Below are 24,580 nucleotides of genomic sequence, written 5' to 3'. Positions count from 1 at the left end.
GAACGGCTAATCTCCTCGTATCGCGACAGACAATAAATGGCTCCCAATCAACCCTGGACTTCAGACGTACTTTCCCTGTATTTTACCGTATCTTCTAAGTTCGATAACACCGAAAAGATCCAGAAGTAACGCAGAAGCTACCCGGAAGATCCGGAGTTGAACCAGCAATGTCAGGACAACGGTTTTGGCAAATTCTTGAATTGGACCGATTTTGGGCATGCGCCCAAGCTCAGCGACACATGTAAGGTCGGATTGATTAATTGGGTCTCTTCGTGGTATAATCCTTAAGCGAGTTCAATTCTTCTCTCTTTTTAAGCCCATACTTATACCGAAACACATCGATGAAAAATACGGGAGTAGACAAGAGGTAGCGTCTCCACATCCGTTTAGGCTCCTTAAGCAATCGCCCCAGCCACTCCAACCGCAAATCAATCATCCACTGTGGAGGGCGTTCCGATGTGCCGGCATAGAAGTCAAAGACAGCTCCTATGGCACAGGTAATCCGGGCCTCCAACTTTTCCTTATTTTCATGCACCCACTTTTCTTGCTTCGGTGCCGTCATGCCCACAAATAAGACATCGGGACAAAATTGGTTGACCTGATCGCACATCAGCCGGCTATCGTCTTCCGAGAAAGCCAATTTGTAAGGTGGTGAAAAGCTCCCAACCCGGACATGCGGAAATTCTACGCTCAACTTATGCTTGATCTTCTCCAAGGTATCGGGCATAGCCCCCAGAAAAAAACAAGATCCATTTTCACGCTCGAGTGAATTCATCAAATGCAAGAACAGATCATAGCCAGCAATCTTCTGGATACGCCTACCCACAAGAATCTTAGCTCCCATAACAACGCTAATTCCATCCGGTAGCAGAATATCAGAAGTGCGCAAAGCATGACTAAATACTTTGTCCTTTTTAGCAACAGTATAGGAATGCCCATTCAAGGTATTGATAATCAATTTTCGGTTTTGTGGAATTGCCGATAAATCCTGACAATAAACCGGATAGCCCAACAGTTGGAAACTAGCTGTTTTCATGATAAAGAAGTAAAAATTAGAACCAAATAATGAATTTGATAACGCCGACAAGTTGTAGAGTCAGAGAAGTATATGCACGCTGATAATTCAGAGCCAGAGGTGCTATATTATCAGAAGTCAGGAGGAAAAATCTAGAAAATAAGAGCTCTCTATAGACTAGTTATTGTTTATTCCCCTTTTCGCGATGGCCTCATGATACAACTGTACCATTTGTTGTGCTTGTTTTTCCCAAGTCAGCTCTTGAGCCTTTTCGATCGCTCCCAGCGATAGTTTATCTAATAAGTCGCGATCATGATAAAGCTTTAGAATTGCTTTTCTAAAAGAAAATACACTCTGCTTAGGATTAACCATCGGAACTTTTATACCACATGTATCATCGATAATATCCCCCTGTCCGCAGATATCATGACATAAAACCGGCACTCCATTTGTGAGAGACTCTAACACAACGGTTCCGGTTGCTTCAAATAAACTTGTAAAAAGCAACAAATGACTATTGCAGAGTTTTTTATAAACTTGCGCAAGCGGCAACCATGAATGAAAAATAACGTTTTTCTGTTTTTGCCATTCGTTATCACCCATGGAACCTAAATCAACCCCAATCACTTCCAGCACAATATCATAGTCAGATAACCCGTTAAAAACTTCAAGTGCCAGCCCTAATGCTTTCGTTGGATAATTTCGACCAATCCACAAGACCTGCAGCCTATTAGGGTCCTTTTGGATCGCATCAGCATGAATCAATTGTGAAGATGTTCCAACCTCTGGTATTAGGTATATTTCATCATCACGAAAACGCTGCAATGACCGCTGAGCAATGCTATTACAAGCAATCAAAACATCCATATTTTTTATTGCATCAACAATATAGGGACTAAAAACCTGAAGTCGATTTATAAGATCTTTCACCACTTGCCGAAACACCTTACCATACTTATACAGCGATAAAAAAGAAAAAGGAATTCCTCCAAAGCCACCAATAGGTCCCCAAACGGTAGGAATACCATTAACTTTCCACAACATACCAGGTTCGCGATAGCCAACCATATTTAATTGATGAATAACATCAACTGAATGATTCGCAACTATCTCACTGGCAATTGAGAAGGTTTTCTTTTGCCACGATCGGTAATAGTAGTAAAATCGCCAGTCTCCCTGATTCCAGCACATTCCCCTAACCCTAGGGCTAACCGGGTTATAATAGAACTTTATATTTGCGGCTTGTGGCAATGCTGCCATTGCTTCTTCGATCTGAGCCTTAAATTCGCCTTCAGTAATCACATAAAGCTGACAATGATTAGCTAGATTGATAATCCAATTCCATGCCATTCCGGGCTCCGAGCCCTTGTGCGGTGCACAAGCGTATGCATTGATTAATATATTTAGCATGATTTACACATTGAAAATAGAATAGCACACTCTTTCTTTTAACTAGTTTTAATCCAATTCACCTATTCCTTTATAAAAAGAATTACAAACAAATTTCACAAAGCCAGTATCGATTGGCATCCCCTTACGAACAAATTGTTTTGTAAACCCTTAACGAATCATAAAAATCAATCCGCATTAGGTTATTATCTTCAGAATTAAAATTCACAAACATCGTTCTAGCAAGTTTGAATTTTTCGACAAAATCATTTGAGTCCCAAGGATTAAATATCAATCCATTAATTCCCTCTTTCACAAAATACGTGGCTCCAGCCACAGAACTGCAAAGAACGGGAGTTCCTAAAATTAGAGATTCATTGATAACAGCACCAAAAGGCTCGTGATTACTTGCCAAGATGAATAACTTTGCAAGTTTATACCATGCAAATAAACTCTCTCCTTCAAATTTCCCAGGAAGCAATACTTCTCTTTCTAATCCTAAATCTTTTATTTGTCTCTCAATATCTGGTCTTAATGGTCCATCGCCTACTAAGATTAAAACTTCATTTTTTTCTCGAACTTTATTAAAATTTGTAATCAATTGACTCAACCCTTTCATTGGTTGAAAACGACCTACAAAAAGATAAACTTTCTTACCTACAAGTGCATACTGATGAATATAGTTTTCAGATAACTTTCTATATATATCATTATATGGCAACAAGTCGTCGGGGTCTTGTATATTAGGACATATCCCCACCTTCAGCTTCCTATAATGTTCTTGATACCAATCTTTTGTCTCCTTATTATAAACGATCATTCCCTCACAAGAGCTCACCACAAAAGACCTTGCCAATCTTCTAACCAAATAAGTAGAAAGTGCCATTGACAAATTATCTGAAGTTGTTGAGATGTGTTTGAACTGAAATATTTTCATGTATTTATAAAATGAGATTAAGAGACTGGTTAGCCCATACTCATTACTAAAAATCACTTTAGGCTTGTACTTTCTTATAAGCTTAAATATTCCATACCGAATTTGTCTTTTCTTAAAGTTAAACCCTGAGGTTAAAACGACAAAATCAACATCTAACCTGCTTCTTAGTTCTTTTTGATCGTACCTAATATCAACTGTGTTTTCTAAAAGAAAAACAACTGTCAGATCATAATATTTCCCGATCTCGTTTAAAGCATTGATCCGGTATGGAGCCAAATAGGGTAAGAATAAGAGCGCTTTATCTTGCTTCATTTTTTCAATTTTATATACAATTGAGGAAAGAAGACCCTAAAGTAAACTTTAAGCTTTGAAACAAAGGCCTTGAACCGTCCTTTATGATAAAGGACAAATTTGTAATATTCTGAAATATTAAGTCCTCTGGGCGAATGAAGTAAACGAATTCGTTTAGCTAATGCTATTTTTGGATCACACCACGCAGGAGTCTGACTGTTCCGGGGACAAACACCAATGTACCTTTTCGTTGTATAGCAGGCAATGCCGACTTTATGAGCCCGCAACGAATAATCGAAATCACCTAAAGCATGAGTATAATCAGCCGATAAATTTCCTAAGCGTTCAAAAACAGCTTGTGGAATCAGAACGGCATTTCCATTGATGATTGTACACTGTTGTATTTGTCCATTTGGCAATACAGGTTCTCCGCTTTCATTTCTCCCTCCATAAGAAAACTGTTGATCCTCCATCCTTGAATGAAAAGCGCCAACAACAATTACCTTCTCTTCCTTCATGCAAAATGCGTCCTGATCAGTTTCAAATAACTCTTCAAGCGCAAAGTCAGAGAGAATGACATCATCATTTAACCACAAATAAAAATCATACACGCATTTCTCACTCGCAGTATCCCAGGCCAGGCGCATCCCTTGATTCCAGAAAAGACTGCCATCACCCGGTATCACATTCACCTCAGGAAACTGTCTTTTTACCGATTCTCTTGTTCCATCCGTTGATCCATCATCGACCAAATAAACCTCAAGGGCATACTTTAAGTCGGAGTTAGCACCATACAACGACCTGAGGCAGCTCAATGTTTTTTCGCGCCGGTTATGGCAAGTTAATAAAACAGCAATCTTTAAATGATGTTCCATTGATCTAGTTTAATTCAAGTTCCGGAGAAGAGCTGTGAAGCTCCCTCTGGGTATAATATTTATATTTTTGATAGTATTTTCGTTGGAAAATTCCCCAAAGCCACAGTTTTACTTCAGCATTTTTCATTGCTCGAAATGAAGGAGAAAGACACATACCCACCATGAGCCAGATCACAAAATTGTTCATATCAAATGCCTGAGCATCCTCAATCCAGGCATTCACCCATCGAAAAGCAATAAGGAGCCCTACGAGCTTAATGTAGATGTTATTTGACCGATAGACGGCCAAAAAGGAAGCTTGATAAAAGACCAGGAAAAAGAAAACAACACCAACAATCCCTGTCCAGGTAAAGGCATTTAAAATCCCGACCTCATTGCGCAGGCGCTCTGGACGGCCTGTTATTTCTTCCTCAAATTTAGCAAAATGGAAAGTCTCATTTCCGCGGGCAGGCGTTCTTCCAATCAACCAGTAATTATATTTTTCAGCTGATTGCAGCACCTCAACATACAGGAAAGTGCGTGTATCGGCTTTCAAATCTTCCTGAACCTCTTCGCCATCGCTATTTTTCCTTTTTTCGACATACTCTCCACTTATGTATTCGTTCATTTTAAAAACCTCAAACGTACCGGTAAACGCCAAAACAAAGAAAAGCAGAGGAATTATAATCATGATCCGTTGCGCAGCCTTCATCACTTTTACTGATAAGGAAAAACCACGAATTGTATAAAAAAATAAGATAAGCACTATAGGCATACTATATTTTAGCACATGACTTCTTGTTCCAAGATCCCCAAAACCTGCGATCAATGTAAGGAACAACACGATTATCTTCGCACGAATAGATAAGGCCGGAAAAAAAACCATCAACAGGCTAATAGGAAACAAGTACCAACCCCATGCTCCTACTGACAGAAAAGGAAAAACAAGAACAGCAAATGGCAAAGCATATCGTATAAAAAACGACAAGATATCCTGAACCCTATTTTTATCAAAAGCCAGATAGGCAACAACAGGCATTAACAAAGCCATCCCCATATTCAACAAGCCTTTGTAATCCCAATAAATCTCGGCAACAAAGACGCCCCGGACGATACTAAAAACATTCCATAGCAAATACCATTTCACAAACCGAAGGGCATTTAAATCTTCGCGGCTAAATTCACTATATCGTACTACCAAAAAGAAGATGATTAAGATAAGAATATTGATTGACCACCAAATAAACGTATTCCCAATTGGGAAAGACGAAAAACGTTGTACCGAATAAAAGGCTATAATTAGAACTGCCAAGGGTATTAACTTCGATAACTTTTTCTCAAGCATTTGTTTTGTTCTTTAAAACGTTCTCTTCAATTTCAACGATGAAAAACATTCCATCAATGCGTTATTCCGACAAAAATCTGAAACAATTCGAACCTGGACTTTCATACTAAGACTCAGCCTCATAGAACGGTCAACTAGTATTCAGGTGAGGCGATCCTTGCATAAATTGCATTGAGCGCCTTGGCATTTCTAACTTCATGATGCCTTTCTCTGGCAACAACCTGTCCGTTTTCTGAAAGCTCCTGAGCCAACTCGTGGTCAGCAAATAAGCGACAAATATTAGAGGCCAACATTTCAACTTCTTCAAAACGATAAAGAAGACCTGTTTTTCCATGTTCAACCAAATCCGGAGTACCTCCAACATAGGAAGCCACACAAGGCACACCCAGAAGTTGGGCTTCTCCAACTGCGTTAGGACTATTCTCAATGGCAGAAGCACTAACAAATACATGCGAACGAAGAAAATGCTGACACATTTCGCTTTCAGACAATAAACCGGTAAATATGATTCTATCAGCCAGACGGTACTTCCGAATTAAACGGTTGATGTAATTACCAAAGCCATTTATCCGCATTCCTCTATTCGTAAAAAAATTAGTCCCTGCAACATACACTTTAGTATTTGGAAAGTTTCGCAAAACAATTGGCAAAGCTTTCAACACCTGGTGAAAACCTTTGATTGGATAATGAGCCTGACTGATAAAAATACCGTATGGCTCACAGCCGTCTAAGTCCCACTGATTTTTATAAAATGACGGGCGTAAGGTTTCGTTACAATAGTGATAGCTGGAGTCTGGATTAATGGCCCAGATATGATCGCGATCCCAAGAGGTCCGTCCAATAAAATGATGGACCTCACGAATCAGCAGTCGCTCATATTCGCCTCTTTTTCTCATATTGGCTCGCTGCTCAAAAAGCGTATCAAAGCGAACCAAGTCGCGCAGCGTGGTCGCTTTTAAGATCTCTCGCTCTCTTATATTTCCGAAATAATAGCGCTCAATAACACTTACCAGCCCCTGGATTGACAAGACAACATGAGCGGCTCCACAAGCTCTTACATAAGAATAGGAGTGCGGGTATTCCGAGCCATGGATGTGAACAACATCCGGTTTAAACTTCTCTTTCACTTGCTGCCATAAAAAATCCTTGCTATCGTCATGTGGCTTGGTTCTAAAAACATCCGGCACCAGGAAGTGCTTGATCCTTCCTATCTGCAACTCACGAATACCGTCCCCTTCATAGAAAGAAGCAACTGCTAAGTTTATGTCCTCATTCTGGCTCAACAAAGCCTGAGCCGCAGAATGAACCCATCCTACCGTGACCGGCACCTTCCTATTCAATTTTTCATAAACTTCCGGGAAAAGTGAGTTTGTTATCCAAAGTAATTTCACGCGATATTTTTTTATTTAGCTCTTATCAAACGACTAACACAAGAAATGCGAACCTACTGCATAACAAAACATTATATCCCAACAGGCAGTTCCGTTCCAGCAAAATCCTAAATTCTATTTACCCTCTTCAATGAAATACAGGAAATAATATGCTCGCATCCTGCTTATCTGAACAAACTATTTGTCCCAAATACCTGTTGCCTTTTTATTTAATATCTTATAAGTCTGCATGGGTTGAATGACTAGACCGATTAGACTCGACAAGGTAATTGCCAGGACAATGCCGGTGCTGTTCGAAAAGAGATCACCAAAGACAAACACCAAAATTAAATAGATGGGTATCCCTGCAAACGCCAAAGTCATGGTCAATTTAATTTTCCCGGTTCCATTAATGTAATGAGAATAAGGAGCCATCACGAGATACATGATGGTATAAATTGCTAATACAACAGAAAGACTAAATGGGACTTTAACCTGGTCGCCAACCCATAATTCATACACCCAGTCACTAATAAAGATCATAGCGACAACACCCAATGCAAAAACAAGGGCAAGTAGATTCAGTTGTCTCAGTGTATTTTTCAACCAGGTAAAATCAGATTTCGTATAGGCATCAGTCACCGCTGACCAAATGGGAGTCATTACGATCGAGAACACCATAATAGGCACCTGAAAATACTTGTACGCAATATTGTATACAACCACTTCTTCGGGACCATAAAATTGTGTGATAAAGATATTTGATGTTGAAAAGATGATGATCGCCGTAATTTGTAAAAAGAAGAATTTAGCCCCAAGATTCATCAGTTCACTGCTTAGCTTAAAGTCGATCTTACTAATCGTAGGTCTAAAAGCCTTATACCGGCCACCAAAGGAGAACAAAGACACAATAACAAATAAGATGACAGGAATAACACTGATAATCGTCCCCAAAAGAATCAGGTTTCCTTTTGCAGCAAACTTTGTTAAAATAATAACAAGAATGAAAGACAACAGATTTCCTGAAGTCGTCATCAATTTTGTAATCGAGGGAAGCTGGTCTGCCAAATAAATAACCGAGATTAACTGCACAATAAAGCGGAGAATAAAGAAGGTAAAAACGATCGATGTCAGCACATACAACTCCTCATTTGCGATCCCTTTTGTATTTAAAATGGAATTCCAGTTCAAAAAGAAATTACACCCGTGAAACAAAACCAGCACGGCACCAAAAATACCAATCAACAAAGCATAAGTTGTACTCACATATTTTTGCCCTAATTCCACATCGTCAAGGGCAATGGCTTCAGCCAATTTATTTCGCAAGCCATTGCCTAAACCAATATCAAAAAAACTAAACCATCCGAGGATCGAAGTCAACGTCAACCAAATACCATATTTTTCCTGAGTTAAATAGTCGAGCAACAATGGAATATACAACAAGCCTATTAATACACTCAATCCCTGAAGTAGAAAAGAGTAGAGTATTTGTCTCTTCGCTTTTGACCCACGACTATCTCCTTTAAGTGTAAATTTGGAAAGTAATTCCTTTAAAATCATTATCGATATGAATGGTTTAGTGAATGGTTAAACATCTTTGATCAGGAGAACAATTGAATGGGGTAAATACAGAGCCTACGCATCCAGCTTTAGTCGGCGTATCGCCCGGTAATTTAATCGAACCATTTCTTGTGGCATACGGAAAATCAATCTTAATTTTCCATTTCCTTTAAGCTTCTTTCTTAAATAATTACTGAAAATGGTATCCTTTTCCATAAAGTCATTGATCATCCCTTTATCGGCCAGTGATTTCAAACGAACCAATTCCCAGAAAGCAGCTTGATCTGCGGTTCTTTTTAACTCTTTATCGGAGACCTTATCTCTCAAAATTTCATCATAAATATAGGGTAGCGTCATGGCATACCTTAACAGATTCCGCTTGGTATCTTGATTGTCATGATCCCGAAATATGTATAACTGCCGGGGGTCTCCAAAAAATGAAAACTTATCGGCTTCTGAATAAATCCAAACCCAGTCATAACAGCCACTTCCATCCAGATTGCCCTCAAAGCCATTAACAATCGTTCGCTTGATAGCACTCGCCATATAAGGAAATCCCAATTTATACTTAATGCCATATTCAATAATCTTTTGCCCATCTTTCATGTAGCCAAATGGCAAAATATGTTTGTGTGGCAATTTCCCATTGGACGTCAGTCGAATGAAATCAGGGAAATAGATATCAATGTCAGGATGTTTGGTATAGGCATCAACAAACGATTCCACATAGATTGGCGATATCTGATCATCATCCTGAAGGTTCATCACAAACTTGGTATCGGAAAGCTCAAAGCCCCGGTAGAAATTCCCTGCCATCCCAATATTACGGTCATTCCGATAATAAGGAACGTTCTTCTCTTTACATATCTTTTCGAAATAATCATGCGAAGAACAATTATCGACCACAATAACCTTACACTTAACCGTCTGGTTTAAGGCACTCTCCAACGCTTCCAGGAAAAAATCCTTCCTTTCATAAACAGGCATCGAGATGGTAAGTAAATCTGTATAATTCATAAGACTAGTTTTAAATGATTGATCTATCGAATGTTTGGGTTATTCTCTTCTCTGTATTAGATGAGTCTTTAAATCGATTCAGTGATTGATCTAAAAACTTTTTTGAGCTCCGTAAATGGGAATCTAACTTTAGTCGGACCTGATCATAGTCAATCCGAGATTGCTCTGATTTAATTTCATTCTGGGAATGAATTAAGCGCTTTTCCAGACCACAAAGTTCAAGCAAACCTGTCATCCGGGAGTTGGCATTATCATCCATACGATCATAGACAAAAAACTCCTTTTCAAAGATTAAAGAGAAGACCGTTGCATGAAAAGAATTTGTTATAATATATTCCGCATTCTTTATCAAGGAAATAAATGTTTCTGGCCCGGCATGAAAATAATCGTGATCGGCATAGGGTGTCTTCGTATAATTATTGACCGCAACTATTTGCAGACCCTCTTCTCGTGCAATATGCTGAACAAATTTTTTGATAGCCGGATTATTATCAAAATCATAAACCAAAAGATAACGGCTATCATTTTGGTCATTGGCTAGTCGTTCCCATTCATCCCTACCAATAAGGAATACCGGATCTAACACATGTTTGCCATGTTCAACCCCAAGTCTTTCTAAAATATCAAGCCCCTCTCGTTCCCTCACAGAAACATAATCAAAGGTTTCAACCCTAGATTGAACAAAGCTCCTGTATTCAGGCAAGACTTCCAGGGTGGCAAAACTGGCGGCATAAGAGACCTTCCTTTTTCCCGGTGGAACAAAATCTAAAAAGAAAGCCGGATCTCTACCATTTCGGGAATGCGTATTCCATATTTGATCACTGCCAGCAATATAAACATCGGCCTCTGGAGGATAATTTTCCAATTCGGAATAACTCCTATAGGTCCTATCACTTACTCTCAGGTACTTACGACTAAATGAGTCGAAATTGTATTTCCCTTTTCTTGTCAATAATCGTTCCGGCACCTTGTACCCGTAATACAGCAGCTTGAATAGGAATCCTCTATTTCCCCACTTGGAACTAATTCCCCACAGGTTATATCGCTGACTTAAGTAGTCGGGTCTGTAGTCAATAATTTCAACATCATGACCAAGAGTTTCCAGATACTTCATCAGGGCGTAAGCCTGTAGAGAAGCTCCGAAATTGTAAACGTTATGACACGTTATCGTTTTTATCTTCATATCTTCTTCTTAAAAGCCCCACAATGCTAGACCCCAGATTATTACTCACTTAGAAATTCACCAATACGGATGTCTGATTCATTTTATCAATCCCCCCATTTTGTTAAAAATAACTTTTGAAATAGCAATTATTAATTGCTCTTCTCGTTTATTCAGACCAACCCAAAATAGCATCAGTAAGAATGCGACGCTGCTTGCCGACAAAACAGCTATCAAACGAATGAAACCGGAGTTTAAAAAGAGCATAGGCACACACGCCAAAAGAAATGTCACCAGCAAGGTGGCGAGACTGCGAAGCAAAACATCCCGATAGAAACCTTTCAAACTTAAGCCACATAGGCGGTGCGTGAAATACACCTTAATAATCGATAAGCCAACAGTTACTACGATAAGATTGATGTAGATTATCTCAGGCGATGCTCCTAATTTAAAAGCGAGATAACTTGCCGGCAATAGCGTTGCATAAGCCAGGGCAATCCATATACTGAATTGCTTCAAATCACCCATTGCTCCTATTGCTGTTGGAAAGGTTACAGTAAATTGATTTATAACCAATCGGATAAGGTTCAACCGGCAAAAAATAATGGCAAACTCCGGAACATCCTTTAGCCACAAGTCTAAAATAAATGGCATTTCAATGACGACTGGAACCGCAAAAAATGAAAGTAAAAAGAACGAGATCTTACTTCCTGTTATTGTCCCCATCAACATCTGCTCCCGATTATTCTCCCCCTCGCTTTTAACAATCACGGGATTCAGCGCTTTGAGCATGGTGTTTGAAAAAGCCATGAGTTGCCCCGATATTTGATTTGCAACACCTTGTGCCGCATTGACAATTACCCCAAAGAAGGAATTTAAAATAATAGACATCCCCTGCATGGTGATAATGCCTGACGCACTGATAAGTAAACTCCAACTAGCAAAGCCAGTCATCTCCCTGAATAGTCCTTTATGAAAGTATTTCTGGATGTTAATGATGACTTCCGGATACTTTTTATGACAGTATATTCGAAGGACTAACAATACGAATATTGACAACAAAGCCATCAACAAGCCATAGCTAGCTAATTTATCATGCCCCGTATAGGTTACATAGATTGCAATACTTAATTTAAGAACAGCCTCAACAATTCCAACAATAGCCACAACGAGCATATTCTCGTGTGCATTAATAACGGCATCATAAGGAACTGAAATAACGGTAACAAAAGTACTAACGACCAGAAAGTGATAAATCAGTTTGGCCACATCCATCCTATCGGCCTCAATGACCAAAACGCTGCTAAACAGAAAATAGCCGACAATCTCAAGTACCCCTACGAGAATGAATCCAATAACCAGATGCAGTATGATACTGACATTAAAGATCTGCTTCTGTTTGTTTTCATCCCCCTCCCCCTGCGCATACGACATAAAACGCTGGGTAGCTGAAGCCATGGCACCATTTAAAAACGTCAACATGGCAATGGCACCACCCACGACATTGAATATTCCGTAATCTTCGGCTCCCAAGGCTGCCAAGATAAGTCGTGTGGCATAGAGCGAGATAAAGACCGTTATTGCCATTCGGGCATAAAGAATGCCTGTATTAAGTGCTACACGCTTCGCTGCCTGCATATATCATTAGGTATGGAAATGTATTGCTTCTTATCGCCTCCAATGCATTTGAACAAAAAAGACCTGTCTTGAAGCTAACGATTTTTGAATACGTTTCTAAGGGTTAAAAAACCTTGTCTTCACTCAGGAATGCTTACAGCTTCGCCTTCTGCCTCCCAATAATGGCTTGAAAACCCGCTGATAATAGCTAATCCGGTGTGAGGATAACATCAACTGTCTATTTCGATCGAATATCTAAACGCTGACCACAGGTGCCTATGTATTTGTGTTTCTGCTCATCAAAATAAAAAGCTCATACACAAGCTGCATTTTACCATTCATCAACCAGGTGGTCATCTTTTAGAATAACATACAGCTTCGCCCATTGACTCCCAAGTTGATTTTATGAGGAGATCGTTTTAGCATTTTTCTTACACCTTCAAATATCGATTGAGATCTGCTCTTAAACAATAGGTAATTTCACGTAAAAGAGGCTCTGGCTCTACAATAGGCTTGATTTACACGAACTCGAAAAGGACATTGCTCAGAAAAATAGAGAATCGTCTCCAAAACAACACCTTAACAAAAAAATAGAGGAATATCATCAGTTCTGAACCTGGACAATAGGTCAACCGATCAACATCCCATTCAAATTAATTGTCCCCGCGTGAAATAAGAAATAGTCAACCAGCTATTGTGTTAACATATCCAGAATCTGATCCTGACAATTAGTTTTAGTTACTCGTAGAAGACAGACTTTCAACTAAAAAGTCAACACCTTACAATGGTCACTGGATATAACCAACAAGCTATTCTGATCATTTGTTCTGTTTTAATCAATGACTACTACATAGTGATCGATCTGCGACTCTCATCCTATAGTTCAATTTTGTACTTTTGACCGTTTTGAGCAGCTAATCGTTCATGATAATGCCTGCAACAGATACAAATTAAAGTAACCTGAGACCGAAAATGAAGAAAGAGAAATGGCTTTTATTGGGCATCATTCTGTATTTACTGATTAATATTACCGGATTATTTATCCCTATCGTTATCAATGCAGCCAAGTATGCACAAGTAGGACGTGAGATTCTTGATAACCATAACTGGACTGACCTGACCATCGGGGGTGATGCCTATGACCAGAAACCTCCCTTACTATTTTGGATTGCCGCTGCGGTATTTCAAGTAACCGGAATCTCAGTGTTCGCTTACAAGTTAAGCATCTTACTAATTTCACTAATCGGAGTTTATGGCACCTTCAAACTAGGCGAATTACTATACGATAAAAGAACTGGAATTCTGTCCGCTTTCTTTTGGGCAAGCTGCCTGGGCTACGTTCATTTCCACAACGATATCCACACCGATACATTATTGGTTGTCCCGGTAATTCTAGCCATATGGAAATACGCAGCCTGGATTAAACACCAGAAAAACGCTCCCTTTTACCTGGGAACGCTTTTTCTCGGACTGGCTCTTCTTAGTAAGGGTCCGGTAGCCATTGTCATTGTTGGATCGGCCGTTGGACTGCACTTGTTGCTCACCCGTAATTTTAAGATGTTGCTGAATATCCGTTCCTTCATTGCCATTGTTATTTTGATGCTATCGACCCTGCCTGCCTTGTGGGGACTTTACCAGCAATTCGGGATAGAGGGCATCAAATTCTATTTCTGGACGAACAACGCCGGACGTATCAGTGGAAGTTATGCCGGAAGTAACACCGACCCCTTCTTTTACATCCACACAACTTTATACATGATTGCTCCATGGATTGCTTTCAGCTTTGTGGGGATTTTCCTGCAAATCCGTGAGAAAATAACGCTGAAATTAAAAGCGACACCAACCGATGAGTTTTACACCCTGGGAGGCATCCTGATTTACCTAATTATTCTCTCATCAGCTAAAGCCAAAAACCCACATTACGAATTAGCGATTCTGCCACTCCTATCCATAATAGCAGCCCGCTGGGCCTATCTGATCTTTGAAAAACCTCAGTTCATCAAGCTGAAACGAGCTCTTGGCACCATCCACCTAACCATTGCCATTGTTCTGTTTATTTTAGCCGCCGCGCTTTTATTCTATATATTTCCCAACCACAAATTATGGATCTGGTTTGTGACTGGATTAATAACCGCAGCATTTTGTTACGTGCTCAGCTGGAAAGCTGGTTTAAACAAACAACTAACGTATCTTTTACTGGCCATTTCGGCCTTACTATTTACACTTAACGCCCATATTCTGCCTAATCTGAGTCACTACCAGTCGTCATTCAAAGCTTGCGAAGCCTTCAACCAACAAGCTGGTCCCAACGAAAAACTACATATATACACCGAGGAAAGCCGTTATTGGGAGATCTTCTTGTACTCGAAGAATTATGGACGCTACATGGTTACTCCTGAAGATTTCAAGCAAATAAACCCGCCCGAAAACGACTGGTTGTATACCGGACCTAAAGGTCTGGAGCAGTTAGCTAAAATGAATATTCCAGTAGATACCGTTAGCGTATTTCTGCACAAAAGTATGACAAGCCTCCCCCTCAAGTTTTTAAATCCGAAAACCAGAGCTTCTAAACTAAAGCCCCGTTACCTGGTTCAGCTAAAGGAAAAATAAATGGCGTGACCTTGTTGATGTTTTAATATGGCAGTCGCCGAAAGTAGATCTGCATGATCCCCTTCAGGGGGTAGCGTACGTTCATGTCTTCGAACGCTCTCCCCTACTCCGCATAATACCCTTTTCCATAGGCATATTTATAGGAATAGCTGTAGCCATAGCCACTCAGTTTGATGTCGTTAATCACCAGGGCCGCATTGGGCATGGTTCCTTTTTGGGTCATTTCGTTGATAAACTTCAGCTGATCTTTATCGCTCACCCCATAGCGCAGGACGAACAGGTTCAAGTCGCTCTGCTGGCTGGTGATCAATCCGTCGGTCACCATCGACACCGGCGCGTTATCGAAAATGATGTAGTCGAATTCGCCTTTGGCCCAGTCGATCAGCTCCTTTAGTCGACCTCTTTCCAACAGCTCGGCCGGGTTAGGCGGTATGGGTCCCGAAGGAACAATAAACAGGTTGTCGATCAGGCTTTCTTTCACGATGTCTTTAATGGTGCCCTGCCCTACCAAGTAGTTGCTTAAACCGTGCTGATTATCCAAACTAAAGATCTGATGTAGACGCGGTTTCCGCATATCAGCCCCAATCAATAGCGTTTTTTTCTCATTCATGGCCAGAATAGAGGCCAGGTTGGTAGAAGTAAAGGTTTTTCCTTCGCCCGGACTGATGGAGTGAATACCAATAACCTTTTCGCCGGGTTCCTTGAATTTGTATTGCAGGTTGGTGCGGATGGTCCGGTACGACTCGGAGATGGGCGCGGTAGGATGTTCTATCACCACCAGCTCCGATTTCTCGCGGCTGTGCAGCACATTCCCGATGATGGTGAGTGGCGTGAGTTTCTCCACATCTTCCTGCAGGTGTATTTTACTATTCAGCTGGTCCGACAGCAGAATGACCACTACCGGCAAAATGAAGCCCAGGAAGGCGCCAAAGAGTAGCAGGATCAGGATTGACCTTCCCGTAGGAATGATGCGTTCCATACGTGCCGGATCGATGATCTGAATATCGACAACAGCGGAGGCCAGGGCGATTTCAATCTCGGCTCTTTTTTGTAGCAGGAAGGTATAAATCTCACTGGTCAGCTGGTATTTCCGCTGGATGTTGATCATCTGCTGCTCCTGTCCGGGCAGGTTGTTCAACTCGTTGTTGATGCGGTTTTGCCGGGTTTCCAGACTGGTGATACTGATTTGGGCATTGTCAATGAGGTTGAGCAAATTTTCGCGAAGCTGCTCGTTCACCTGCCTGATTTCCTTGTTGAGCAGCACCAGGGTCGGGTTACTCTCGTAGGCACTGAACGACAGGATCTCGCGCCGACTGTAGAGGTCGCCCAGTTTCAGCACCAGAGCATTCAGCGATGGATCTTCGATGCCCACCACCGAAGGGGTTGACATCTGGTTGATGTTTTCATCTTTCTCGAGGTAGGTGAGCAGGTTGCGGAAATATTCGAGCTGTATTTGCTGCTGCGATTTCTGCCGTTCAATCTCTCCCAACTGCTCCATAACCATCGTTCCCTGCGCACTGAGGTCGATGATCTGGTTCTGCGAGCGAAACTCGGTAAAGGTGGTTCCGGCCACTTGCAGCGAGTCGGAAATGCCCGACAGCTGTTTATCGATAAACGCCAGCGATCGCTTTTGGGTTTGGGTTTGTTGTCCCAGCTTCAGATCGAGGTACACCCGGATGAGCTCATTCAGGTAATGAATGTTACGCAGTGGCTCGCTCCCCTCTAGTATCAGACGAATCACTTCGCCCTGCTTATCGGCTTGAGTCACCTGAATCTGCTTCAGGTAGTTAAAGGTTTGCTTGTTGGTATTTTGGAAAACAAAACGAAACTCCTTATCAGGCAAAACGTCCAGCTCGTCTTTGGCATGCAGCGTAAAGTTGAAATAGTCATGTTTAAAGGGTTGTCCCAAGGTGGCTTTTCCCAAAAAGCTAATGTCCACTTCCCGGTTGTTGATCATCCCGGTCCCATCGGCCTCAACCTGGTATTGCTTATCATCAAGCAAGGTAATGTATAGAAAAATTCCTTCAGCATTCAGACCATTACTGTTCTCTTGCACCTGAAACGGCTCGCGGGTATATAGACCTTTCCAAATTAAAAAATCTTTTTCGTACCAGGCAGTGCGCCAGTTCAGGTTATCCACCACCCGATGATTCAGGGTATAGGATTTCAATAATTCGACCTCATTATTAATAGTTATTTTGCCGCCCCCTGGCATCTCATTCTCAAACAAACTACCGAGGTTCAGCGCATTTCTATCTTCCGGAACAATAATACTGGAATCGATCTTATAGGTCTTAGGAGTAAACTTACCATACAGGTATGCGCCACCGGCACCGAGGAATGTGATAATAAGCAACCAGCACCACTTCTGTAACAATATAAATATCACGCGTTTAAGATTAATTTCATCTTCAGCATCCACCGACCGCGAACGGTCGTTAAAATCATTGGTCATGTTTTGTAAAATTAGTAGAGAGTATAGTTAGGTACATTTTTAAAATGGTCATCAAATAGCTGCGAGCAAAGTCTTCTTATCCTATCTTTCTAAGAGACAAATATCAAGCAACTACCTTTGATGTTATTGATAACAGATGTATTATTATAATAGAAATCCAAAAACGGCCAACAGAATGCTGAACGATGAAAACATCAGCGAATACGCCTGACTGTTCAACTGAAAGTTCTTGTGCTTATCGGGCTCCACAAAGACGTAATCGTTGGGATACAGGTAAAAGGCTTCCGACATCCAGGAGCTTTTGTTCGACAGGTCAAGTTTGATCACTTTCTTGCCACTTTCCATGGGGCGGATGATGGTGATTTTATTAATATCGGCAAAATCGGTGTTGCCGTTAGCCATGCCCAAGGCACTGAGCAAGGTGAAATTATTGTTGTAATTGTAATACACGCCGGGACTCTTCACTTCGCCCAGCACAGTCACCATATAATTGAGCAACTTCACCTTCACAATGGCATCTTTCATATACTTGTCGGCCTGAGCTTGTACAATCGACTCAATTTCGGCCTGCGGGTTTCCGGCTACCGGAATCAATCCCAGGATGGGAAGACGCAGGTCACCGTTTTTATCCACCTCAAAACCGTAGAGGTAAGCTCCTTGGGGTGTGGTGAACTTTTGAAAGGAATTGTAACTCTGCGTGCTCATGCCTGCTTCGGGGTTGAACAGGGCATTGACCTCGGCATTCATCGACTTGATGCTAACATAAAGGATGTCGCCGGGCTTTACCTGGTATTCGGTAACTGAATCTGATAGAGCCTCCAGAATCTCCAGATTGGAAGTATCCTGCATATAGACGAGCTCCTGACTGTTACGGCAGGAAAATAAAATACTACTCAGCAGAAAACTGATTCCGAGTACGAATTGGCGGTAGTTCATTTGGTTCTCTATTTTTAATGTGGTGAGATGCCCTGTTTGGCAAATACAAGATGTAAGGATTTAATTCTTATGAGACGCAGAAGTCGCTACTCCCACCACCTTTTAGACTTCTTTCTCTCAGGCATCGGGGCTTCTTCAGGGTGAATCAGATGGTAAATCTCCGTCCAACTGGGCATGCCTCCAATATTGCGGTCGTCGATATACACATCGGCCAGAATCTTACGACTGATGTCATTGGTCATCTTTTCTTCGGGGTAGTTCTTATTGATGGCATAAAACTCCAGTCCGCGCTCCTTGCAAAAGCTAACGGCCTCATCGAGCTGCTGACCACTGCGGTAGGTCCACAAAATCAGCCGATGACCCTTGCCCTGCAAGGTCTTTAAGGTGTGTGTGGCAAAGGGAAGCTCGTTTCCGATAGCCGGAAATTTATGCTCGACAATGGTGCCATCAAAATCAACGGCAATGGTTAAGGGCCTAGTCATTGTATTCTTTCATTTCTATGTTTTAGTATTCTTTCTTCGTATTTGACGTGGTTGTCACTTGACGCTGTACGGAGCACTCCATTCAAAGATCAATAGAGAAAACTTCATCATGCTCCTCCATATGTCGTTTTTTCAAGTCCTGAATGATTAGCTCCGTTAATTCAAAACATCGATTGCTAAAAGGATTTTTAAATACCCGATCAAGACTCGTAGGAAACGAGCTGGGTGTTGGAAGGTGTATCTTGAATTTGGTGCGATTCCTATGTTTTTTTTGGCTATTAACTTATACATGGGGCTCAGACTTACTATTTTGCTGCCCGCTTTCCACAGCTCCGCCTCCTCAGTCCCATTTTGTCTAAGTGTCGGCATAGTTTGGCAAGTATAAAAAGCCAGTCAAATTAATGCCGGCCAGCGACTGCAAAAAAAGAAAAAATGAAATGCAAGAGGTAGTAAAATCGAATCGACTTCACGAACGGCCCATTTCAGCGTCCAAATAGGCTGTTTCAACTCATGAAGGACACTTTTTGGCGGTCAACTTTCAACTAAAAAAGCCTGAAAAAACAGAAAAAAGATACTCTGAAAAGCCACTTTCTACCTAAAGTCGGAGTTCTTCCCATAAAAATTGCAAATAATTCATACCTGGAAATCGAGCTTATCGATTGGGGGACGAATAAAAAAAGAGTATACGTTGTGCGATCGAATTAGAGTCTGAAGCTGTCCGAATTACGATTCGGCTAAAGCCAGGCACTCGGATTCCTTTCAATCGCCAGATCAATAGGTAGAAACTTTTCTGATCTATTTCCTAAATGTTGCCAAAAAAAAGGCCAAGACCTTGTGCTCTTGACCTACATCTACTTAGACTTTACTAAAGTAGTCCCGACGGGAATCGAACCCATATCTACAGTTTAGGAAACTGCTATTCTATCCGTTGAACTACGGGACCATTAATATCTGTTGAACCCTGACTACCGGAGGTAGTTACGGGGCCATTTTCACCTAATTATTACTTAACTTTTAAAGGGTCGAGCTTAAAAGTTCTGCAAAAATAGGAAAAAGCCTTAGGATTCAAAGCGGAAAAGTTCAGGCGTTTAATCGATCGCATCATCTACAAGCCCTATTTATTAACACTAATTTTACAAGTCGCAATTCCGCAAAGCACTAATCTAACGAATCTTACCTCAATTCCAGGCCTTTTCTTCTTAGAAACGTTTTAAATTACCTATTTTTGAGAGTGCTTTATTGTCGTTCATCCCTGTTAAGTCTACTTTTGTTGCACATTATGAGAATCATTAATTTTAATAAAACTATTATCCTATGAGCAATTTTCTGACTACCTCGATTGGAAGAAAGTTCTTAATGAGTATCACAGGGCTTTTCCTGATGATGTTTATTATGGTCCACCTCGGCATCAACATGCTTTTAATTTTTGATGACAGTGGCGACCTTTTCAACCAAGGGGCTCACTTTATGGCTACCAACCCGGCGATTAAAATCATGGAACCGGTTCTTGCCTTGGGTTTTTTAGTACACATCATTTGGTCACTTGTTGTCACCATTCAGAACATGAAAGCTCGACCAGTCGGATACAAACAATTGAACAATTCAAAGTCGAGTACTTGGGCATCGCGTAACATGTTCATCCTGGGCTCTTTAATTTTTGTATTCCTGGTGATGCACATTATTCAGTTTTTCTGGAAGATTAAAATCACAGGCGACCCCTTATTGGCGCATATCAGCGTAGGCGGCGAAGAGATGGAAAACACCTATGCCCTGGTTGCTGGCTTGTTTAAAGAAAGTCTGATTTACAGCCTGATTTATGTTGTTGGAGGCGTGCTGCTTGGACTGCACCTGGCTCACGGCTTTTGGTCAGCCTTCCAAACTATTGGTTTTGCCAATACAATCTGGCTCAAAAGATTACAATTTGTGGGAACAATCTTTGCGATCGTTATTGCCATCGGATTTTCCGTTATCCCTTTGTATTTCCAGATCAAGTTTTAATCGAAAAGAAAAGAAGTTATGAGCGTACTAAATTCAAAAACACCCGAAGGGCCATTGGCTCAGAAGTGGACAAATTATAAAAATCACCAAAAGCTGGTGAACCCCTCGAATAAACGTAAGCTGGATGTGATCATTGTTGGTACCGGACTAGCCGGAGCATCGGCAGCCGCTTCGCTTGGCGAAATGGGCTTCAATGTCAAAAACTTTACCATTCAGGATTCGCCACGTCGTGCGCACTCTATTGCTGCACAAGGAGGAATCAACGCAGCCAAAAACTACCCCAACGACGGTGACTCGGTTTACCGTTTGTTTTACGATACGATTAAAGGTGGTGACTACCGTGCCCGCGAAGCCAACGTTTACCGTTTGGCTGAAGTGAGTAACAGCATCATCGACCAGTGTGTGGCTCAAGGTGTTCCTTTTGCCCGCGAATACGGCGGTTTGTTAGACAACCGTTCGTTTGGTGGTGCTCAGGTTAGCCGGACATTCTACGCCCGTGGGCAAACCGGACAGCAGTTGCTGTTGGGAGCTTACCAAGCCTTGATGCGTCAGGTAAACAAGGGATCGGTACAAATGTACACCCGCAACGAATTGGTGGAGATTGTTATTGTTGACGGTAAGGCACGCGGAATTATTACCCGCGACCTGGTAACCGGAAAGCTGGAACGTCACTTCGGACATGCCGTTGTTTTGGCAACCGGAGGTTATGGAAATACCTTCTTCCTGTCAACCAACGCCATGGGATCTAACGGATCGGCAGCACTAAAAGCCTTCCACAAAGGGGCTATGTTTGCTAATCCATGTATGGCCCAGATTCACCCGACTTGTATTCCTGTTCACGGTGAATCCCAAAGTAAGCTGACCTTAATGTCCGAATCGCTTCGGAATGATGGCCGTATTTGGGTACCTGCCAAGAAAGAAGATGCGGAAGCCATTCGCGCCGGAAAATTGAAACCAACCGATATTGCAGAAGAAAATCGTGACTACTATTTGGAGCGTCGTTACCCTGCTTTCGGAAACCTGGTTCCTCGTGACGTAGCTTCGCGTGCTGCAAAAGAACGTTGCGATGCCGGATTTGGTGTTGGTACCGGACTGGCTGTTTACCTGGATTTCAAATCAGCAATCGACCGCTTAGGTAAAGATGTGATTGAAGCCCGCTACGGTAACCTGTTCCAGATGTATGAGAAAATTGTAGACGACAATCCATACGAAACACCGATGATGATTTACCCTGCTATCCACTACACCATGGGTGGTATTTGGGTTGATTATGAATTGCAAACCAATATTCCTGGCTTGTTCGCAGCTGGTGAGGCCAACTTCTCCGATCACGGAGCAAACCGCCTGGGAGCTTCGGCGCTGATGCAGGGATTGGCTGATGGCTATTTCGTATTGCCATATACCATTCAGAACTACCTGGCTGACGATATCCGTACACCACGAATGACGACCGAAGAAAAAGAATTTGTGGAAGCAGAAAAAGAGGTGAAAGATCGCTTCGAAAAACTGCTTAACATCAAAGGAAAACGTTCGGTTGACAGCATCCACAAAGAACTGGGATTAGTTATGTGGGATTTTGTTGGCATGGGTCGTAATGCTGAAGGACTGAAAAAAGCCGTGAAGCGCATTGCTGAGATTAAAAAAGAATTCTGGACAAACGTCCGCATTCCTGGATCAAAAGAAGGAATGAATATTGAATTGGAAAAAGCCAGCCGTTTAGCCGACTTCATTGAAATAGGCGCACTGATGGCACGTGATGCGTTGGATCGTGAAGAATCTTGCGGAGGTCACTTCCGCGAAGAATTCCAGACACCGGAAGGAGAGGCACTACGTCAGGATGATAAATTTGCTTACGTTTCCTGCTGGGAATACAAAGGCGAAGATGCAGAACCTGAACTTCTCAAAGAAGAACTGGTTTATGAGTTCGTAGAAATGCTTCAACGTAATTACAAATAACGGCTTTTAAAAAGGAGATCAATCATGGAAAAAACAATAAATCTCACGCTTAAGGTTTGGCGTCAGAACGGTCCCAAAGAGAAAGGCCGTTTCGAAACCTATCAGGTATCAAACATCTCAACTGACAGCTCATTCCTCGAAATGATGGACATTTTGAACGAGCAGTTGGTGAATGAAAACCAGGAACCCATTGCCTTTGACCACGACTGTCGCGAAGGTATCTGTGGTATGTGTTCACTTTACATCAACGGTCGCCCACACGGACCTGATGAAGAGATCACCACTTGCCAGTTGCACATGCGTAAGTTCAAAGATGGCGAAACCATCACCATCGAGCCTTGGCGTGCTGCTGCGTTCCCAATCATCAAAGACTTGATTGTAGATCGTACTGCTTTTGACAAGATCATTGGTGCCGGTGGTTACGTATCGGTCAATACGGGTGGAATTCCTGATGCCAACGCGATTCCTATTGCCCGTCCTGCTGCTGAAGAAGCTATGGATGCAGCCGCTTGTATCGGTTGCGGAGCTTGTGTTGCTGCTTGTAAAAACTCATCGGCAATGCTTTTTGTGTCGGCCAAAGTGAGCCAGCTAGCTTTACTTCCACAAGGGAAAATTGAAGCTAAACGTCGCGCCAACGCGATGATCAGCAAGATGGACGAACTGGGCTTTGGTGGTTGTACCAACACAGGAGCCTGCGAAGTAGAGTGCCCTAAAAGCATTTCTATCGCGCACATCTCTCGCTTGAACCGCGAATACCTGAAAGCGCGCTTTTCAGAATAAACGAATTATTGATCGGATGACCTCAAGCCATCTGATCAATTGAGATAAACTTAAAGAGGCTGCCCAAATTGGACAGCCTCTTTTTTTTAAGCCTTTCAGGCTATTTCAGTTGAGAGTTGCCAGTTATCAGTTCATGCCGCCGTGCCTTCGGACAAAACCCTTCTCTCACGCGCTCAGTGCCCAGTGCTCCATGCTCTTTGCCTTCTCCCTGTCTATTGTCTTCTTGATTCTTGTCTTCCATCATTGCGAGCACAGCGAAGCAATCTGTTTTCAGATGCTCGGATGCTCGGATTTTCGGATGTTCAGATTTTCGGATTGACGGATTGTCGGATTTTTCAAGTTCGTGCCGTCGTGCCTTCGTGCCGTCGTACGTTCTCCTTTAACCTTCTTCCTTTATCCTTTAACCTTGTTTCTTTCGCTCTGCCCCGGGCTATTATTATTTAAGCCTTTCAGGCTATTTCAGTTGAGAGTTGCCAGTTATCAGTTTATGCCGCCGTGCCTTCGAACAAAGCCCTTCTCTCACGCGCTCAGTGCCCAGTGCTCTATGCCTTCTCCCTGTCTAATGTCTTCTTGATTCTTGTCTTCCGTCATTGCGAGCACAGCGAAGCAATCTGTTTTCAGATGTTCAGATATTCGGATTGACGGATTGACGGATTGTCGGATTGTCGGATTTTTCAAGTTCATGCCGTCGTGCCTTCGTACGTTCTCCTTTAACCTTCTTCCTTTCTCCTTTAACCTTGTTTCTTTCGCTCTGCCCCGGGCTATTATTATTTAAGCCTTTCAGGCTATTTCAGTTGAGAGTTGCC

General features: G+C 41.9%; 17 protein-coding genes and 1 tRNA gene. 4 read left to right on the top strand and 14 right to left on the bottom strand.

The window, feature by feature from the left end:
- Positions 1 to 256 precede the first annotated feature (256 nt).
- The 10 genes from ACUNWA_RS00245 to ACUNWA_RS00200 form a co-directional block, all read right to left on the bottom strand.
- Complete coding sequence (locus ACUNWA_RS00245) at positions 257 to 1,036, bottom strand: WecB/TagA/CpsF family glycosyltransferase (RefSeq protein WP_445589862.1); 780 nt, start codon at positions 1,034 to 1,036, stop codon at positions 257 to 259.
- A 156-nt stretch (positions 1,037 to 1,192) separates the two neighbouring features.
- Positions 1,193 to 2,425 carry a glycosyltransferase family 4 protein gene (locus ACUNWA_RS00240; protein ID WP_445589861.1) on the bottom strand — a complete coding sequence of 411 codons (1,233 nt, stop codon included), beginning with the start codon at positions 2,423 to 2,425 and terminating at the stop codon, positions 1,193 to 1,195.
- Between the two features lie 124 nt (positions 2,426 to 2,549).
- The gene (locus tag ACUNWA_RS00235) at positions 2,550 to 3,653 is read right to left on the bottom strand and encodes a glycosyltransferase (RefSeq protein WP_445589860.1); all 1,104 of its coding nucleotides are present in this window, start codon (positions 3,651 to 3,653) and stop codon (positions 2,550 to 2,552) included.
- Entirely contained in the window at positions 3,650 to 4,507 is an 858-nt protein-coding gene (locus ACUNWA_RS00230; RefSeq protein WP_445589859.1) for a glycosyltransferase family 2 protein, read from the bottom strand. Before ACUNWA_RS00230 ends, ACUNWA_RS00235 begins: the two co-directional genes overlap by 4 nt.
- 4 nt (positions 4,508 to 4,511) lie before the next feature.
- Positions 4,512 to 5,831 (bottom strand): hypothetical protein, encoded by a 1,320-nt coding sequence (locus ACUNWA_RS00225; protein ID WP_445589858.1) that lies wholly within the window; start codon positions 5,829 to 5,831, stop codon positions 4,512 to 4,514.
- 134 nt (positions 5,832 to 5,965) lie between these two features.
- On the bottom strand, positions 5,966 to 7,222 hold the full coding sequence (locus ACUNWA_RS00220) for a glycosyltransferase family 4 protein (RefSeq protein ID WP_445589857.1): 1,257 nt from the start codon (positions 7,220 to 7,222) through the stop codon (positions 5,966 to 5,968).
- A gap of 177 nt (positions 7,223 to 7,399) precedes the next feature.
- A complete protein-coding gene (locus ACUNWA_RS00215) occupies positions 7,400 to 8,761 on the bottom strand; it encodes a lipopolysaccharide biosynthesis protein (RefSeq protein ID WP_445589856.1) in 1,362 nt (453 codons plus the stop codon).
- Positions 8,762 to 8,836: 75 nt separating this feature from the next.
- Positions 8,837 to 9,778, bottom strand: a complete 942-nt coding sequence (locus tag ACUNWA_RS00210) for a glycosyltransferase family 2 protein (protein WP_445589855.1) — start codon at positions 9,776 to 9,778, stop codon at positions 8,837 to 8,839.
- 10 nt (positions 9,779 to 9,788) lie between these two features.
- Positions 9,789 to 10,961 carry a polysaccharide pyruvyl transferase family protein gene (locus tag ACUNWA_RS00205; protein ID WP_445589854.1) on the bottom strand — a complete coding sequence of 391 codons (1,173 nt, stop codon included), beginning with the start codon at positions 10,959 to 10,961 and terminating at the stop codon, positions 9,789 to 9,791.
- A 78-nt stretch (positions 10,962 to 11,039) separates the two neighbouring features.
- Entirely contained in the window at positions 11,040 to 12,578 is a 1,539-nt protein-coding gene (locus ACUNWA_RS00200; protein WP_445589853.1) for an MATE family efflux transporter, read from the bottom strand.
- 951 nt (positions 12,579 to 13,529) lie between these two features.
- Here ACUNWA_RS00200 and ACUNWA_RS00195 point away from each other — a divergent pair.
- Complete coding sequence (locus tag ACUNWA_RS00195) at positions 13,530 to 15,167, top strand: ArnT family glycosyltransferase (RefSeq protein ID WP_445589852.1); 1,638 nt, start codon at positions 13,530 to 13,532, stop codon at positions 15,165 to 15,167.
- 103 nt (positions 15,168 to 15,270) lie between these two features.
- Here the strand turns inward: ACUNWA_RS00195 and ACUNWA_RS00190 are convergent, their stop codons facing one another.
- The 4 genes from ACUNWA_RS00190 to ACUNWA_RS00175 form a co-directional block, all read right to left on the bottom strand.
- Positions 15,271 to 17,622: a polysaccharide biosynthesis tyrosine autokinase gene (locus tag ACUNWA_RS00190; RefSeq protein WP_445589851.1), complete on the bottom strand. Its 2,352-nt coding sequence runs from the start codon at positions 17,620 to 17,622 to the stop codon at positions 15,271 to 15,273.
- 144 nt (positions 17,623 to 17,766) lie between these two features.
- A complete protein-coding gene (locus ACUNWA_RS00185) occupies positions 17,767 to 18,558 on the bottom strand; it encodes a polysaccharide biosynthesis/export family protein (RefSeq protein ID WP_445589850.1) in 792 nt (263 codons plus the stop codon).
- Positions 18,559 to 18,644: 86 nt separating this feature from the next.
- A complete protein-coding gene (locus ACUNWA_RS00180) occupies positions 18,645 to 19,040 on the bottom strand; it encodes a BT0820 family HAD-type phosphatase (protein WP_445589849.1) in 396 nt (131 codons plus the stop codon).
- An 871-nt stretch (positions 19,041 to 19,911) separates the two neighbouring features.
- Positions 19,912 to 19,983 (bottom strand) — tRNA-Arg (locus ACUNWA_RS00175).
- A gap of 371 nt (positions 19,984 to 20,354) precedes the next feature.
- Here ACUNWA_RS00175 and ACUNWA_RS00170 point away from each other — a divergent pair.
- From ACUNWA_RS00170 to ACUNWA_RS00160, 3 genes are read left to right on the top strand one after another with little or no spacing between them, the layout of a single operon-like run.
- Positions 20,355 to 21,038, top strand: coding sequence for a succinate dehydrogenase cytochrome b subunit (locus tag ACUNWA_RS00170; protein WP_445589848.1), 684 nt, complete (start codon positions 20,355 to 20,357; stop codon positions 21,036 to 21,038).
- Positions 21,039 to 21,056: 18 nt separating this feature from the next.
- On the top strand, positions 21,057 to 22,994 hold the full coding sequence (locus tag ACUNWA_RS00165) for a fumarate reductase/succinate dehydrogenase flavoprotein subunit (RefSeq protein ID WP_445589847.1): 1,938 nt from the start codon (positions 21,057 to 21,059) through the stop codon (positions 22,992 to 22,994).
- A gap of 24 nt (positions 22,995 to 23,018) precedes the next feature.
- Positions 23,019 to 23,774, top strand: coding sequence for a succinate dehydrogenase/fumarate reductase iron-sulfur subunit (locus ACUNWA_RS00160; protein WP_445589846.1), 756 nt, complete (start codon positions 23,019 to 23,021; stop codon positions 23,772 to 23,774).
- Positions 23,775 to 24,580: the final 806 nt, after the last annotated feature.

Source organism: Sunxiuqinia sp. sy24 (genome assembly GCF_052677165.1).
This window is presented reverse-complemented; position numbering and strand designations above follow the sequence as displayed.

Excerpts from the sequence above, each read along its gene's own strand:
- ACUNWA_RS00215 (WP_445589856.1), bottom strand. The coding sequence starts at position 8,761 with ATGATTTTAAAGGAATTACTTTCCAAATTTACACTTAAAGGAGATAGT.
- ACUNWA_RS00235 (WP_445589860.1), bottom strand. The coding sequence starts at position 3,653 with ATGAAGCAAGATAAAGCGCTCTTATTCTTACCCTATTTGGCTCCATAC.
- ACUNWA_RS00190 (WP_445589851.1), bottom strand. The coding sequence starts at position 17,622 with ATGACCAATGATTTTAACGACCGTTCGCGGTCGGTGGATGCTGAAGAT.
- ACUNWA_RS00205 (WP_445589854.1), bottom strand. The coding sequence starts at position 10,961 with ATGAAGATAAAAACGATAACGTGTCATAACGTTTACAATTTCGGAGCT.
- ACUNWA_RS00240 (WP_445589861.1), bottom strand. The coding sequence starts at position 2,425 with ATGCTAAATATATTAATCAATGCATACGCTTGTGCACCGCACAAGGGC.
- ACUNWA_RS00230 (WP_445589859.1), bottom strand. The coding sequence starts at position 4,507 with ATGGAACATCATTTAAAGATTGCTGTTTTATTAACTTGCCATAACCGG.
- ACUNWA_RS00245 (WP_445589862.1), bottom strand. The coding sequence starts at position 1,036 with ATGAAAACAGCTAGTTTCCAACTGTTGGGCTATCCGGTTTATTGTCAG.
- ACUNWA_RS00200 (WP_445589853.1), bottom strand. The coding sequence starts at position 12,578 with ATGCAGGCAGCGAAGCGTGTAGCACTTAATACAGGCATTCTTTATGCC.
- ACUNWA_RS00180 (WP_445589849.1), bottom strand. The coding sequence starts at position 19,040 with ATGACTAGGCCCTTAACCATTGCCGTTGATTTTGATGGCACCATTGTC.
- ACUNWA_RS00210 (WP_445589855.1), bottom strand. The coding sequence starts at position 9,778 with ATGAATTATACAGATTTACTTACCATCTCGATGCCTGTTTATGAAAGG.
- ACUNWA_RS00170 (WP_445589848.1), top strand. The coding sequence starts at position 20,355 with ATGAGCAATTTTCTGACTACCTCGATTGGAAGAAAGTTCTTAATGAGT.
- ACUNWA_RS00225 (WP_445589858.1), bottom strand. The coding sequence starts at position 5,831 with ATGCTTGAGAAAAAGTTATCGAAGTTAATACCCTTGGCAGTTCTAATT.
- ACUNWA_RS00195 (WP_445589852.1), top strand. The coding sequence starts at position 13,530 with ATGAAGAAAGAGAAATGGCTTTTATTGGGCATCATTCTGTATTTACTG.
- ACUNWA_RS00165 (WP_445589847.1), top strand. The coding sequence starts at position 21,057 with ATGAGCGTACTAAATTCAAAAACACCCGAAGGGCCATTGGCTCAGAAG.
- ACUNWA_RS00185 (WP_445589850.1), bottom strand. The coding sequence starts at position 18,558 with ATGAACTACCGCCAATTCGTACTCGGAATCAGTTTTCTGCTGAGTAGT.
- ACUNWA_RS00160 (WP_445589846.1), top strand. The coding sequence starts at position 23,019 with ATGGAAAAAACAATAAATCTCACGCTTAAGGTTTGGCGTCAGAACGGT.